This window comes from Streptomyces sp. NBC_00005 (genome assembly GCF_045160215.1).
Classification (GTDB): domain Bacteria; phylum Actinomycetota; class Actinomycetes; order Streptomycetales; family Streptomycetaceae; genus Streptomyces.
On the sequence record NZ_CP108316.1, the window covers coordinates 2660772 to 2676017 of the forward strand.

Here is a 15246-nt window from a genome sequence, read left to right on the forward strand (position 1 = left end):
GCCCACTTCTAAGCTCCACAAAGCGGAAACAGTTTTCCGCTGACACCCGCACGGAAGGTCCACGATGTCGAAGCGCGTGCTCACGACCGAGTCCGGCGCCCCGATCGCCGACAACCAGAACTCCGCCTCCGCCGGCCTCGGCGGCCCGCTCCTCCTCCAGGACCAGCACCTCCTGGAGAAGCTGGCGCGCTTCAACCGCGAGCGCATCCCGGAGCGCGTGGTGCACGCCCGCGGCTCGGGTGCGTACGGCTACTTCGAAGTGACCGACGACGTCACGCCGTTCACGTATGCCGACTTCCTGAGCACGGTCGGCCGGCGCACCGAGGTGTTCCTGCGCTTCTCGACCGTGGCGGACTCGCTGGGCGGTGCGGACGCGGTGCGCGACCCGCGCGGCTTCGCGGTCAAGTTCTATACGGAGGACGGCAATTACGACCTCGTCGGGAACAACACCCCGGTGTTCTTCATCAAGGACCCGATCAAGTTCCCGGACTTCATCCACTCGCAGAAGCGCGACCCCTTCACAGGCCGCCAGGAACCGGACAACGTCTGGGACTTCTGGGCGCACGCCCCCGAGGCCACGCACCAGGTGACCTGGCTGATGGGCGACCGGGGCATCCCGGCGTCGTACCGCCACATGAACGGCTACGGCTCGCACACCTACCAGTGGACGAACGCCGAGGGCGAGGCCTTCTTCGTCAAGTACCACTTCAAGACCAACCAGGGCGTTCGCAGCCTGTCCTCCGAGCAGGCCGCCGGGATCGCGGGCAAGGACCCGGGCTCGCACCAGACGGACCTGCTCCAGGCGATCGAGCGGGGCGTGAACCCGTCCTGGACGCTGTACGTGCAGGTCATGCCGGCGGCCGAGGCGGCGGACTACCGCTTCAACCCGTTCGATCTCACCAAGGTGTGGCCGCACAAGGACTTCCCGCTGCAGCGCGTGGGCCGCCTGGTCCTCGACCGCAACCCGGACAACGTCTTCGCCGAGGTCGAGCAGGCCGCGTTCTCCCCGAACAACTTCGTGCCCGGCATCGGCCCGTCGCCGGACAAGATGCTCCAGGGCCGGCTGTTCGCCTACGCGGACGCGCACCGTTACCGCCTGGGCGTCAACCACACCCTGCTCGCGGTGAACGCCCCGAGGGCGACGACCGCGCAGAACTACGGCCGCGACGGTTTCATGGCGTCCAACTCCCAGGGCCGCGCGGCGAAGAACTACGAGCCGAACTCGTACGACGGCCCGGCGGAGACCGGCCGCTCCCTGTCGGCCCCGCTGGCGATCAGCGGCTGGACCGGCACCCACGAGGCCCCCCTCCACACCAAGGACGACGACTTCTTCCAGGCCGGTGAGCTGTACCGCCTGATGTCGGCCGAGGAGAGGTCCCGCCTGATCGCCAACATCGCCGGCGGCCTCTCGCAGGTCTCCCGCGACGACGTGATCGAGAAGAACCTGGCCCACTTCCACGCCGCCGACCCGGAGTACGGCCGGCGCGTGGAGGAGGCGGTCCGCGCCCTGCGCGAGGACTGACCCCACAGGCGGCCCGCGTCAGCCGATCGGCCCGGATGAGGGGTGGCCGGTCGGCAGGGCGCGGGCAGGCCGAGGACCGCGGCGGCGTGCGAGCCAGTGCGGTGGTGAAGGTCCGGGCTCTCCTTCTTCGACCTGAGGGAAGGAGCGCCGCGGTTCCGTCGCATCCGCCGCGGTCCGAGCCACACCTCCTGGAAAGAACACGCAGGATCCGCAGACTCCGTCCGGCGGCGCGAATGTTCTGTCGCGCCCAGCCTCGCACCGCCGGACGGCCACAACCGAACATCTCACCGGCCGAGCGGCGCCGGATGCGGACGGTCCCGCATCCGGCGCCGCTCGGCGTTCGTGGGGGTGCGGATCGGCGCCGCCCGCAGGACGCTGAAGGCATGGCACATCCAACGGAGCATCCGCACATCGTGGTGCACTCGCCGGCCCTGGACGGCTCCCGGCGGGTCACCGAGGGCGACCGGACGCTGGGCATCGCCACGCACGTGGACGACGTGGGCGAGATCCTGCGGCTGGCCGACCTGTACGTCACCGACGTCGGGGAAAGCGGCCTCATCGAGTGGCAGGGCGGCGGGCCGGACGACTGGCCGGGGCTGTCCGAGCATCACGGGGAGACCTGACTACGCGCGTACCCCTGGGGACGTAGAACGTCTACGCAATCCTCAAATCCAGCTCTGAATATGGTTCAAGAGGCTTCAACCGTCCCCGCACGTGGGCACATTCACCTCACGCGGGGCCCGCCGACACGGGGGCGGCGGGCCTCACGCACCAAGAGAGCGGCTCACCCCAGTGGGGTGAGCCGCTCTTGCGTGGGCGGTAGTGCCTCAGACCTTCAGCGTCCTGATCGAGGTCGGGGCGTGGCCCGGCTCGGTCGCGATCTCCTCGAACTCGACGACGTTGCCGATGTCGTTGGTGGTCGACATGGAGATGTTCGTGACGCGCTCCAGGATCGCCTCGACCACCACCGGGACCTGGTACTCCTGCGCGAGCTTCTTGGCCTGCTCGAAGGCCGCGCCCAGTTCGGCCGGGTCGGTCACCCGGATCGCCTTGCAGCCGAGGCCCTCGGCGACCTTGACGTGGTCGACGCCGTAGACGCCCAGTTCCGGCGAGTTGATGTTCTCGAACTCCAGGTTGACCTGGAAGTCGATGTCGAACGCCCGCTGCGCCTGGCGGATCAGGCCGAGGTAGGAGTTGTTCACCAGGACGTGGACGTACGGGATCCTGTGCTGCGCCCCGACGGCCAGTTCCTCGATCATGAACTGGAAGTCGTAGTCGCCGGAGAGGGCGACCACCTGCGCCTGCGGATCGGCCTTCGCGACGCCCAGCGCGGCCGGGATCGTCCAGCCGAGGGGGCCCGCCTGGCCGCAGTTGATCCAGTGGCGCGGCCGGTAGACGTGCAGCATCTGGGCGCCGGCGATCTGCGAGAGGCCGATGGTGGAGACGTACCGGGTCTCCGGGCCGAAGGCCTTGTTCATCTCCTCGTAGACGCGCTGCGGCTTGATCGGGATGTCGTCGAAGTGGGTACGGCGCTGGAGCGTCGCCTTCCTCTCCTGCGCCGAGGCCGCCCACGCCGAGCGGTCGGGCAGCCTGCCCTGAGCCTTCAACTCCCTTGCCACCTCGACGAAGAGCTCCAGCGCGGCCTTGGCGTCCGACGCGATGCCGTAGTCGGGCGCGAAGATCTTGCCGATCTGGGTCGGCTCGATGTCGACGTGGACGAACTTCCGGCCGGCCGTGTAGACGTCGAGCTTGCCGGTGTGACGGTTGGCCCAGCGGTTGCCGATGCCGAGGACGAAGTCGGACTCCAGGAAGGTCGCGTTGCCGTAGCGGTGCGAGGTCTGCAGGCCGACCATGCCGGCGTTCAGCTCGTGGTCGTCGGGCAGGATGCCCCAGCCCATGAGGGTCGGGACCACCGGAGTGCCGGTCAACTCGGCGAACTCGACGAGGAGTTCGGCCGCGTCGGCGTTGATGACACCGCCGCCGGCGACGATCAGTGGGCGCTCGGACTCGACCAGGAGCGCGATCGCCTTCTCGATCTGGGCGCGGGTCGCGGCCGGCTTGTAGACCGGCAGGGGCTCGTACGTCTCCGGGTCGAACTCGATCTCGGTGAGCTGGACGTCGATCGGCAGGTCGATGAGGACCGGGCCGGGCCGGGCGGAGCGCATGAGGTGGAAGGCCTGCTGGAAGACGCCGGGAACCTGGGCGGCCTCCAGCACGGTGATCGCCATCTTCGCGACCGGCTTGGCGATCGAGGCGATGTCGACGGCCTGGAAGTCCTCTTTGTGGATCACGGCGGTCGGGGCCTGGCCCGTGATGCACAGGATCGGGATGGAGTCACCGGTGGCGGAGTACAGCCCGGTGATCATGTCGGTGCCGGCGGGACCGGAGGTGCCGATGCAGACACCGATGTTGCCCGGGTGGGTACGGGTGTAGCCCTCGGCCATGTGCGAGGCGCCCTCGACATGGCGGGCGAGGGTGTGGTTGATGCCGCCGGAGGCCTTGAGCGCCGCGTAGAAGGGGTTGATCGCCGCGCCGGGCACACCGAACGCGTTGGTGACGCCCTCGCGCTTGAGGATCTCAACTGCCGCGCGGGCAGCGGTCATACGTGCCATCGAGTACTCCTGCTTCGGCTGTCGGATTCGCACTCCCGTCGCGCCCCGCGGTGAGCTCTTCCGTGTCGACTTCCCTGACTGTCTCCGCCTCGAATACTTCCGTATTGCGGAAACTGTTTTCTACTATCTGGAAGCAATGTAAGTGGGTGGAGGAAGGCCGTCAAGAGACGGACAAGCGGGGGGCGGCTGGGGGACGATGTGAGCCATGTCCGAGAGCGTCTCGGTGCGCTGTCCGGCCTGCCGGCGCGAGCACCTCTACGCGGCGCCGTCGTATCCGTGCACCTGCGGGGCGCCCGTCGCGCCGCCGCTCGACCGGCACGGGACGGCGACGGCCGTCACCCATCGGGCCTGGGCGGAGGACTGGGTCACCCTGCGGTGCGGCTCCTGCGGCCGCCGGGACCAGTGGCCGCACCCGGAGCTGGGCTGCCCGTGCGGGACGGTGCTGCGGATAGCGGTGGCCGGGCAGACCGCCGCGGCGGCGGGGGGCACCAAGGTCGCCCAGGCCCCGCCGAGACGTCGCCCGCCCTTCCAGCCCGTCACCATCCGCACCGCCCGGGACGCGGTGACGGCCGCCGCCCTCTATCTGCGCTGGCTCGGCTACCGGGACATCCGACGGGCCGACCAGCGGCCCCCGTCCGGCATCGGCATCGCAGCCCGCGGCCTGCTGGCCCAGGTCGACCCGACCGTGCGCCCGGCCTCGCTGCGGGACGTGGAGTGCCTGTGGCTGACGGCCATGACGGAGTCGTCGGCCTGTGTCTACTTCTCCCTCGCGGGCTACGCCACCGACGCCCGCACCCGCGCGGACACCCTCGGCATGCCCCTGTTCGTCCTCGACCTCACGGGCACCCCGCAGCCGGTCAACCGCCTGGCGGACGAACTGGACGCCACCGGCGTCTGAACCCCGGTGGCGTCACGCACGGTCGCCCTCAGACGCCGTACTTCTCCCGCAGTTCGATCTTGCGCACCTTCCCGGACACCGTCATGGGGAAGGCCTCCAGGATCTGCAGCCTGCTCGGCACCTTGTAGTGGGCCAGCCTCCCCGCGCAGAAGGCGCGCACGTCCTCCAGCGTCGGCGGGTCGGCCGGGTCGCCGGGGATGACACAGGCGAGGACCTCCTCGCCGTAGCGCTCGTGCGGTACGCCCACGACCTGGACGTCCCTGATCTTCGGGTGGCCGTAGAGGAACTCCTCGATCTCGCGCGGGTAGATGTTCTCGCCGCCCCGGATGATCATGTCCTTGATGCGGCCGACGATCTCGACGTACCCGTCCTCGCGCATCAGGGCCAGGTCCCCGGTGTGCATCCAGCGGCCGGGGTCGACTGCCTCGGCGGTCTTCTCGGGCTCGTTCCAGTAGCCGAGCATCACGCTGTAGCCGCGGGTGCACAACTCCCCTGCGGCGCCCCGCGGTTGGGTCACGCCGGTCGCCGGATCGACGACCTTCACCTCGATGTGCGGCAGAACGCGCCCGACCGTTCCGGTCCGGTGCTCCAGGTCGTCGTCCCTGCGGGTCTGGAGGGAGACCGGCGACGTCTCGGTCATGCCGTAGCAGATGGAGACCTCCTCCATGTGCATCTCGGCGACCACCCGCTTCATCACCTCGACCGGGCAGGGCGAGCCCGCCATGATGCCGGTGCGCAGGGAGGACAGGTCGTAGGTGGCGAAGTCGGCGAGGTTCAGCTCCGCGATGAACATGGTCGGGACGCCGTACAGCGAGGTGCAGCGCTCCTGTTGGACGGCCTCCAGGGTGGCCTTCGCGTCGAAGGACGGGGCCGGGATCACCATGCACGCGCCGTGCGAGGTGGCGGCGAGGTTGCCCATCACCATGCCGAAGCAGTGGTAGAAGGGCACCGGGATGCAGACCCGGTCCTGCTCGCTGTAGGCGATCGACTCCCCCACGAAATAGCCGTTGTTGAGGATGTTGTGGTGGGAGAGGGTGGCCCCCTTGGGGAAGCCCGTCGTGCCCGACGTGTACTGGATGTTGATGGGGTCGTCGCAGGACAGTTCCTCGTACGGGACATCGGCGGCCCCTCGCCCGAGCAACGCCTCCCAGCTCGGGTCCCCGATGTAGACGGTCTCCCTCAACTGCGGGCACTTGCCCCGCACTTGCTCGACCATCGTCCGGTAGTCGCTCGTCTTGTGACTCAGGGAGGCGAACAGCAGGGAGATTCCTGCCTGGCCCAGGACGTACTCGACCTCGTGCGTGCGGTACGCCGGGTTGATGTTCACCATGATCGCGCCGATGCGGGCGGTGGCGTACTGGACCAGGACCCACTCCGGACAGTTGATCGCCCAGACGCCCACCCGGTCGCCCTTTGCTACCCCGCTCGCGAGCAGCGCAGACGCCAACCGGTCGACGTCCACGGCGAATTGAGCGTACGTCCAGCGGCGTCCGGACGGTACGTCGACGAGCGCCTCGCGGTCCGGCCAGGCGGCTACCGCCCGGTCCAGGTTGGCGCCGATCGTGTCGCCGAGCAGGGTCGTGCCGCTCGTGCCGTGCGTGTACGACGATTCAGAGGTCACCGGAAGTCCTCCTCGCGGTACTCCTGGTCCGAGCCCGCGGCCGTCGCCTCGCGCAGCTCGATACGGCGGATCTTGCCGGAGACGGTCTTGGGGAGGGAGCCGAACTCCAGGCGGCGGACGCGCTTGTAGGGGGCGAGGACCTCGCGGGAGTGCTCGAACAGGACCTTCGCGGTGTCGGGGCCCGGCTGCCAGCCCTCGGCGAGGACGACGTACGCCTTCGGGACGGCCAGGCGCAGTGCGTCGGGGGCGGGCACGACGGCGGCCTCGGCCACCGCCTCGTGCTCCAGCAGCGCGCTCTCCAGCTCGAAGGGGCTGATCTTGTAGTCGGAGGCCTTGAAGACGTCGTCGCTCCGGCCGATGTACGTCAGATAGCCGTCCGCGTCCCGCGACGCGACGTCGCCCGTGCGGTAGTAGCCACCGGCCATCGCCTCCGCCGTACGGTCCGGGTCGCCGTGGTAGCCGGTCATCAGGCCGACGGGCCGCGCCGACAGGTCGAGGGCGATCTCGCCCTCGGCGGCACCGGGCGCGCCGGTCACCGGGTCGAGCAGCTCGACCTTGTATCCCGGGCTCGGCCGCCCCATCGAGCCGGTCTTGAGCTCCTGCCCCGGGCTGTTGGCGACCTGGACCGCGGTCTCGGTCTGCCCGAAGCCGTCCCGGATGGTGACGCCCCAGGCACGCCGGACCTGTTCGATGACCTCGGGGTTCAGGGGCTCCCCCGCGGCCACGACCTCCCGCGGCGGCGTGCCCAGTTGGGTGAGGTCGGCCTGGATGAGCATGCGCCACACGGTCGGCGGGGCGCAGAAGGTCGTCACTCCCGCGCGGTCCATCTCGGACATCAGGCGGGCCGCGTCGAAGCGCGTGTAGTTGTGGATGAAGACGGTCGCTTCCGCGTTCCACGGGGCGAACAGGTTCGACCAGGCGTGCTTGGCCCAGCCGGGCGAGGAGATGTTCAGGTGCACGTCGCCGGGCTGGAGGCCGATCCAGTACAGGGTCGCCAGGTGGCCGATCGGATACGAGGTGTGGGTGTGCTCGACCAGCTTGGGCCGGGCGGTGGTGCCCGAGGTGAAGTACAGCATCAGCGGGTCGTCGGCGAGCGTGGGGCCGTCCGGCAGGAACTCGGCGGAGGCGGCGTACGCGTCCTCGTACGGCTCCCAGCCCTCCTCGGGCAGTCCGCCGACGGAGATGCGGGTGTAGGTGCCGGGGACGTCGTCGAACTTCGCGGTGTCCTCGGCCCGCACGATCACGTGCTTGACCCGGCCCCGCTCGACGCGGTCGCGCAGGTCGGCGGGTCCGAGCAGCGGGGTGGCCGGGATGACGACGGCGCGCAGCTTCATCGCCGCGAGGGCCGTCTCCCACAGCTCGGCCTGGTTGCCGAGCATGACGAGGATCCGCTCCTCGGCCTGCACGCCCAGGTCGCGCAGCCAGTTCGCCACGCGGTCGGAGCGGTCGGACATCTCCGCGAAGGAGACGCGGACCTCGCTGCCGTCCTCCTCGACGATGTGCAGGGCGGTCCGGTCGTTGCCGTCGGCGACGACGTCGAACCAGTCGAGCGCCCAGTTGAAGCGCTCGGGCCGGGGCCAGCGGAAACCCTCGTATGCCTGCGCGTAGTCCTCGCGGTGCTCCAGCAGGAAGTCCCGTGCACTGCGGAAGAGCTCCGTCGCCGTCGTCATCTGTCCTCCTCGTCACCGGACCTTGCCGGGCGGCTCTCTGCCATCGTGTAATCCGTGATGCAGGTCTCACTACCCCCGAACGGGGGTGTGCCCTGCAGGAAAGGGCAAGCAGGTGACAGCAGACGCGACCGGGGCGGTCGAGATACGCAACGCGTTGGTACGGCTGCGGCGCACGACCGGGCTCCCGGTCGCGTTCGGCGGGCTGGTGGAGCCGGGGCGGCAGCACGTGCGCATCAGCGAACTCAGCGGCACCGCGACACCCGCACTGAGCGGACTCCCGGTGACCTCGGGCAACGGCCTGGGCGGCCGGGCGGTCGCGCTCGCCCGGCCGTGCGCCGTGACGGACTACTCCTCGGCGCGGCAGATCAGCCACGAGTACGACATCCCGGTCGCCACGGAGGGGCTGCGTTCGATCCTCGCGGTGCCGGTCGTCGTACGACGTCGCGTGCGGGGTGTTCTGTACGGCGCCCTGCGCACCGCCCGGCCGCTCGGCGACCGCACTCTGGACGCGGCGATGGAGGCCGCGCGGGACGTGGAGCAGTCGCTGGCCGTCGGGGACGAGGCGCAGAGCCTGGTGGCGGCCGCCCGCGCCGAGCCGGCCCGGGATCCCTCGACGGGGGCCGCCTGGGAGCAGGTGCGGGAGGCCCACGCGGCCCTGCGGGCGCTGGCGCCGCGGATCGCCGACCCGGCGCTGCGGACGGAACTGCTCGGCGTGTGCGGGCTGTTGACCCCGAACACGCGGGCCGACGGGATCGGCCTGGCACCCCGTGAGCTGGATGTGCTCGCCTGTGTGGCCGCGGGCGCCACGAACGCGGTGGCCGCGGAACGGCTCGGCGTACGGGCCGAGACGGTCAAGGGATACCTGCGGTCCGCCATGCGGAAACTGGGGGCGCACACGCGCGGGGAGGCGGTGGTCGCGGCGCGCCGGGCGGGGCTGTTGCCTTAGCTGCCGGGGGGTCACAGCGGTGGCCATGGGGGCGCCTTGTCGGCGATCTATTCATTCATCAGCGCTTTGAATTTCCCCATGCCTAGCCGTTGTTATATCCCTCACGACGTCGTCCGTCCGAATTTCAAAGAGACATTGCCTAGAATTTGGCCCGGACACGACACTTGAAGGGGAGGGGTGACCGTGCGAGGGGACTTCAAGGAGCCCGCCAGATGCCGCCCCGACCTGGTCATCGGCCGGGAGGAGTTGTTCAGCGCGGCGCGCGAGCAGCTCGCCCGCGGCGGCAGTGTGCTGCTCCACGGCCCCGCCGGAATAGGAAAGTCGACCGCTCTGCGGGCATTGGTATCCGAATACGGGACAGCCACCCACACCGTGTTGCGCTGCTCGGCGACCGAGTCCGAATCCCATCTTCCGTTCCTGGCCCTCGCCGACCTGCTCGGCCTGGTCGTGGACGAGGTGTCCGACCGGCTGCCCGCCGCGCAGCGCACGGCACTGGAGTCGGCGCTCACGGGCCGCGGCGAGTCCACCCTCCAGCGGGACGGCCTCGCCCTGCGCCTGGCCGTCCTGTCCACGCTGCGCGCACTCGCCGCCGACGGGCCCGTCCTCGTCGTGGCGGACGACCTGCAGTGGCTGGACCCGGCGAGCGCGGAGCTCCTCGGGTTCGCCGCCCGCCGCCTGGGCGACACCGCGGTGCAACTGCTGTGCGCGGTACGCACGGAGGGGCAGGAGTACGACCGTCACCTACGCGCGTCGCCGCCCGACACCCTGGCCGTACGGCTCGGCGCGCTCTCCCGCGCCCAGGTGTCCACGCTGCTCGACCACCGCGGCTACACCGGCCTGCCGCGTTCCATCGTCCGCGACATCCACCGCACCAGCGGCGGCAATCCGCTCTTCGCCCTCGAACTGGGCCGCGCCCTGGCCGAGAACCCGACCCCGCCGAGACCCGGCGAGCCGCTGCCGGTGCCCACCTCGCTGCGCGCCTTGGTCCTCAACCGCCTGGAGATGCTGTCCGACGAGGCCCGCCGCACCCTCCTGGTGGCCAGCGCGGGCGCCCGCCCCACGCTGGCCCTGCTGCACGAGGCCGGCCGGGAGAACGCCGAGGCCGAGACGGCGCAGGCGGCCGAACTCGGGCTGCTGGCGACCGAGCCGGAGGGCCCCGCCGTACGGTTCGCGCATCCGCTGATCTCGGCCGCGCTGTACGCGGAGGCGCCCGCGCAGGAGCGGCGCGCCGCGCACGCCGCCCTGTCCACCGCGGCCTCCGACCCGATCGAGCGCGCCCGCCACCTCGCCCTCGCGACCACCGGCACCGACCCGGAGGCCGCGGCCCGTCTCGCCGAGGCCGCCGCCCTGGCCCGGGACCGCGGGGCCCCCTCGGTCGCCGCGTCGCTCGGGCTGCTCGCCGCCCGGCACACCCCGCCCGAGGACGAACCGGCCCCGGACCGGCGCCGGCTGGAGGCCGCGGAGGACGCGATCACCGCCGGCGAGGTGGACCTCGCCCGGGACATCGCCCGCGAGGTGCTGACCCGGGCCACCGCACCCGCGGACCGGGTGCGGGCCTGGATGGTGGTCATCGAGGCGGCCGGTCAGGCCCTCGGCGAGGTCGACACCGTCTACCCGCAGGCGCTGGCCGACGCCGGCGACGACCCGCGGCTGCTCGCCCTGGTCCACTACCAGCTGGCCTGGCGCGGACTGGTCGTGGAGGGCGACTTCGCGGAGGGCCGGGAGGAGGCCACGCACGCGGCGGAGCTGGCCGCCCGGGCCGGCGACCGCCGCACCGAGCTCCTCGCGCTCGCCTTCCAGGCGCAGACCGAGACCCTGATGGGCCATCCGGACGCACCCGCGACCATCAAACGCGCGCTGAAGGAGCCGCAGGACCCGGAGGTGGCCTGTCACCACAACGGGGCGGGCGCGACCCGCTACCGCTGGCTGATCATGAGTGACCAGCTGCCCGAGGCCCGCAGCACCGTCAACGCTCTGCTGCGCGAGGTGCGCAGGCGCGGCATGGTCGAGAGCGAGGTGCACTTCGTGCGCCTGCTCGCCGAGACCGAACTGCGCTCCGGACACTGCGGCCGCGCCCTCGACCTGGCCCGGGAGAGCATGCGGCTGGCCCGCGACTCCGGGATCGGCGAGATCCCGTCCGCCGTGCTCAACTCCCTCGCCGAGGCCTCGGGCGGGGACACGGACCGGGCGCTGGCGCTGGCGCGGGAAGCGGTGGAGCAGGCCGAGCAGGTCGGCGACCAGATGTACGTCTCCCGCGGGCTGACCGCGCTCGGCCACGCGCAGTTGGTCGCCGGGAACGCGGAGGCCGCGGTGCAGTCCCTGCGCCGGGTGCGCGAGCTGGAGCAGGGCCTCGGCATCACCGACCCGGCGCGCGGCCGCTGGCACGGCGACCTCGCCGAGGCCCTCGTCCGGATCGGTGCGACCGACGAGGCGCGGCAACTCCTCGACGTGGCGCGCGCACACGCGCTGCGGCTGGGGCGCGAGAGCGTGCTGGCCGTCCTGGACCGGGCCGAGGCACTGCTGCGGGCCGCGCGCGGGGAGCACGAGGCGGCCCTCGCCCAGCTGACGTCGGCACAGGACCGGCTCGCCAAGCTGGGGTACGGCCTGGAGGAGGCGCGCGCCGCGTTCGCGCTGGCGTCGCTGGGCACCGGCAGGCCGGGACCGACGTCGTACGACGAGGCGGCCCGGCTGTTCCGGCGGTGCCGGGCGCTGCCGTGGGTACGTCAGGTGGAGGCGGCCGCCGTCGTGAACCCGGTGGAACCGATCACCCCCACCGCCGCGTCAGAGGGCCTGGAGGGCCTCGCCGCGATGGAACGCCAGGTCGCCGCGCTCGTCATGGAGGGCGCGACCAACCGGGAGATCGCCGCGCGACTGTTCATCAGTGTGAAGACGGTCGAGGCGACCTTGACCCGGGTCTACCGCAAGCTGGGGATCCGATCGCGCGTGGACATCGTCCGTTTGGCGGCGGCACGGCGCGCGAAGTGACGACGCGCCAGGTTAACTGAACCCGACCGAGGGTTTTCCCTCACCCAACCCCCTAGGGGGTTCCCTCATTGGGAGCCGGGGGTTCCGGGTCCTAGCGTGAAGGGCGTGCCGCTCGCCCGGGCATACGGGGGTCGGTCCCGCGACCCCCGTGCACCACCCCCCACACCCGCGCGACCCCCCACCGGCAACCCCCACTGAGGAGACTCATGTTCGGGCTTACCCGTGCCAAGAAGACCGCCGCAGTAGTCGTGTCGACCGCAGCCGCGGCCGCCACCGCGCTGCTCGGCGCCCCCTCCGCGGCAGCCGCGCCCCAGCCCATCGTGGGCGGCACGACCACCACCACGACGGCCTACCCGTTCGTCATGCAGATCACCGACGCCTCGCAGAACCAGTTCTGCGGCGGCACCCTCGTCTCGGCCACCAAGGTGGTCACCGCCGCGCACTGCATGGTCGGCGAGAGCACCAGCGGCGTCAGAGTCGTCGGCGGCAGAACCTACCTGAACGGCACGAACGGCACCGTCGCCAAGGTCAGCAAGATCTGGATCAACCCGGCCTACACGGACGCCACCAACGGCGACGACGTGGCCGTGCTGACGCTGTCGACGTCCATGCCGTACACGACGGCGAAGTACGTCTCGTCCTCGGACACCTCGGTGTACGCGGCCGGCACCACGGCCCGCATCCTCGGATGGGGCACCACCTCGGAGAACGGCAGCTCCTCCAACCAGCTGCGGACCGCGACCGTCCCGATCGTGGCCGACTCCAGCTGCAAGAGCTCCTACGGTTCGGACTTCGTCCAGACCGACATGGTTTGCGCCGGATACTCATCCGGCGGCGTAGACACCTGCCAGGGCGACAGCGGCGGTCCCCTGCTCATCGGGGGCGTCCTGGCAGGGATCACTTCATGGGGCGAGGGCTGCGCGGAGGCCGGTTACCCGGGTGTGTACTCCCGGCTGACCACCTTCTCGAGCCTGGTGACCGCACAGGTCAACTCGTAGGACGAGTGCCCCGGAAGATCTCCTGAGTACCTCTCAGGTGAGAGACAAGGGGGCGTTGCGAGCTACCACGAGCAGCTCGCAGCGCCCCCTTTCCATGCACCGGCTTCCATGGACCGGCTTCCGTGCGCTACTTGTCGGCGGTCAGCTTGCCCGCGGCGCCCCAGCTGTCCGCGGGCACCTCGTGGATCCACACCTGCACGGTCTCGGCCGGGATCTTGTACGCGTCGACGAAGGCGTCGGTGACGCGCTTGACGAGGTCCCGCTTGAGCTCGGTGTCGCGGGGACCCTGCTGGACGGTGACGATCGGCATGACTGAACTCCCTTGAGTCGCAAGGCTCTTCGGTTCCTTGTCGGTGGGTCCAGTCCATCGCGTCGGGCCTTCGCGACCAAGAAGCAGACCGCGACCTCAGCGATCAGCTCTCGTGATCGCCGCAGGCCAGCAGCAGGGTGTCCAGGTGCGGCGGCGGGGTGTTGACGGGCACGGCCAGGCCCGTCGAGAGGGCGAGGCCCGGCGCGCGGAACGGCACGAAGGCGACGCGGGGGCTGTGCAGCAGGTGCGCGTGGGACGCGTAGATGACCGTCCACATGGGGCGGGTGCCGATCGTGGCGAGGGTGTCCTGCAGGGAGCCGCTCGCCGGTCCCGGCGGCGGCTCGAACCCGGCCTCATGACAGGCGCCCACCACCAGGTCGACCAGCGCCGGGTTGTTGCGGCGCTCCGTGAGGCTCAGGGGCAGCCCGGCCAGTTCCTCGACGCCGATCTCCGGCCGATCGGCCAGCGGGTGCGTGGCGGGGAGGGCGGCGACCAGGGGGTCGGGCCACAGGGGCAGCACGCGTACGCCGGCTACCGGCTCGACGGCCCGTACGAACGCGGCGTCCAGCTGCCCGCCCGCGACCCGGGCCAGGCGCTCGGGGGCCGGGAGCGAGAACAGCTCGACGGGCACGTCCGGCGCACGGCGGGCGAACGCGGCGAGCACACGGTCGAGATGGCTGCCGAGTCCCGTACTGGTGCCGATGCGCAGGCCGGGCGGCGGGGCGACGGCGGCACGGGCCCGATCGGCCGCCGCCAGCACCGCGCGCGCCTCGGGCAGCAGTCGCTCCCCCGCCGCCGTGAGCCGCACCCGGCGCGGAGTGCGGTCGAACAGCTCGGCGCCCAGCTCCCGCTCCAGACGCTGTATCTGCATGCTCACCGCGGACTGCACGATGTGCAGCCGCTCGGCCGCCCGTCCGAAGTGCAGCTCCTCGGCGACCGTCACGAAATAGGTGAGCTGCCGCAGTTCCATGACCCGACTCTAGAGGGGAGTCCCGGGCGGCTGTTTCAATGAGCGCCCGAGGGGAGTGATACGCATGGTGTCCACGGACCGGTACCTCGCCTTCGCCGCGATGTCCCTGCTGGTGATCGTGATTCCGGGGCCCAGTGTCCTGTTCGTCATCGGCCGGGCGCTCGCCCACGGCCGCCGCACGGCGGTGGCGACGGCGATCGGCAACGTCTTCGGCTCGTATCTGCTGGTGGTGGCGGTCGCGATCGGCATCGGCTCCCTGGTGGAGCGGTCGGTGGCGCTCTACCTGGTCGTCAAGCTGGCCGGCGCCGCCTACCTGCTGTACCTGGGCGTGCAGGCCGTCCGGCACCGCAAGGACCTCAAGGCATCGGCCATTCGGACACAGCCCACGGGACCGGCCCGCGGCGATCTGCGCACGGTGCTCGACGGCGCGCTCGTCGGGGTGACCAACCCGAAGGGCGTGGTCTTCTTCGCCGCCGTACTCCCCCAGTTCGTGGACCACTCGGCGGGCCACCTACCGCTGCAGATGCTGCTGCTCGGCCTGATCCCGATCTCGATCGGCCTGGTCACGGACACTCTGTGGGGCCTGACCGCCTCGGCCGCCCGCACCTGGTTCGCCCGCTCGGACCGCCGGCTGTCGATGATCGGCGGCGCGGGCGGGTTCGCGATGATCGGCCTGGGAGTGACGGTCGCGGTGACGGGCCGGGCGGACTGAGG

The 15246-nt window shown here is 71.1% G+C and carries 12 protein-coding genes; 7 read left to right on the plus strand and 5 right to left on the minus strand.

The genetic code is table 11. From position 1 onward, the window contains the following. The first annotated feature begins 64 nt into the window (after positions 1–64). Together OG303_RS12620 and OG303_RS12625 are read left to right on the plus strand one after the other, a co-directional pair. Positions 65–1522, plus strand: coding sequence for a catalase (locus OG303_RS12620; RefSeq protein ID WP_405867894.1), 1458 nt, complete (start codon positions 65–67; stop codon positions 1520–1522). Between the two features lie 383 nt (positions 1523–1905). Then, positions 1906–2145, plus strand: coding sequence for a hypothetical protein (locus OG303_RS12625; protein WP_405867896.1), 240 nt, complete (start codon positions 1906–1908; stop codon positions 2143–2145). Positions 2146–2349: 204 nt separating this feature from the next. On the opposite strand, the gene gcl is transcribed toward OG303_RS12625, so the two are convergent. After that, entirely contained in the window at positions 2350–4134 is a 1785-nt protein-coding gene (gcl, locus tag OG303_RS12630; protein WP_405867898.1) for a glyoxylate carboligase, read from the minus strand. 205 nt (positions 4135–4339) lie between these two features. On the opposite strand from gcl, the gene OG303_RS12635 reads away from it, so the two are divergent. Continuing rightward, positions 4340–5032, plus strand: coding sequence for a hypothetical protein (locus tag OG303_RS12635; protein ID WP_405867899.1), 693 nt, complete (start codon positions 4340–4342; stop codon positions 5030–5032). Between the two features lie 28 nt (positions 5033–5060). On the opposite strand, the gene OG303_RS12640 is transcribed toward OG303_RS12635, so the two are convergent. Next, positions 5061–6653 carry an AMP-binding protein gene (locus tag OG303_RS12640; protein ID WP_405867901.1) on the minus strand — a complete coding sequence of 531 codons (1593 nt, stop codon included), beginning with the start codon at positions 6651–6653 and terminating at the stop codon, positions 5061–5063. Beyond that, positions 6650–8323 (minus strand): AMP-binding protein, encoded by a 1674-nt coding sequence (locus OG303_RS12645; protein WP_405867903.1) that lies wholly within the window; start codon positions 8321–8323, stop codon positions 6650–6652. The genes OG303_RS12640 and OG303_RS12645 overlap by 4 nt, the downstream gene beginning before the upstream one ends. Before the next feature lie 112 nt (positions 8324–8435). Here OG303_RS12645 and OG303_RS12650 point away from each other — a divergent pair, with 112 nt between their 5' ends. From OG303_RS12650 to OG303_RS12660, 3 genes are all read left to right on the plus strand, one after another. After that, complete coding sequence (locus tag OG303_RS12650; protein WP_405867905.1) at positions 8436–9269, plus strand: response regulator transcription factor; 834 nt, start codon at positions 8436–8438, stop codon at positions 9267–9269. Between the two features lie 177 nt (positions 9270–9446). After that, positions 9447–12254: a helix-turn-helix transcriptional regulator gene (locus OG303_RS12655; protein WP_405867906.1), complete on the plus strand. Its 2808-nt coding sequence runs from the start codon at positions 9447–9449 to the stop codon at positions 12252–12254. Between the two features lie 206 nt (positions 12255–12460). Next, the gene (locus tag OG303_RS12660) at positions 12461–13252 is read left to right on the plus strand and encodes a S1 family peptidase (RefSeq protein ID WP_405867908.1); all 792 of its coding nucleotides are present in this window, start codon (positions 12461–12463) and stop codon (positions 13250–13252) included. 127 nt (positions 13253–13379) lie between these two features. Here OG303_RS12660 and dmpI read toward each other — a convergent pair whose 3' ends face one another. Together dmpI and OG303_RS12670 are read right to left on the minus strand one after the other, a co-directional pair. Continuing rightward, complete coding sequence (gene dmpI, locus OG303_RS12665; protein WP_405867910.1) at positions 13380–13562, minus strand: 4-oxalocrotonate tautomerase DmpI; 183 nt, start codon at positions 13560–13562, stop codon at positions 13380–13382. A 103-nt stretch (positions 13563–13665) separates the two neighbouring features. Next, positions 13666–14532 (minus strand): LysR substrate-binding domain-containing protein, encoded by an 867-nt coding sequence (locus OG303_RS12670; protein WP_405867912.1) that lies wholly within the window; start codon positions 14530–14532, stop codon positions 13666–13668. A 64-nt stretch (positions 14533–14596) separates the two neighbouring features. Between OG303_RS12670 and OG303_RS12675 the strand changes: the two genes are divergently transcribed. After that, positions 14597–15244, plus strand: a complete 648-nt coding sequence (locus OG303_RS12675; RefSeq protein WP_405867913.1) for a LysE family translocator — start codon at positions 14597–14599, stop codon at positions 15242–15244. Positions 15245–15246: the final 2 nt, after the last annotated feature.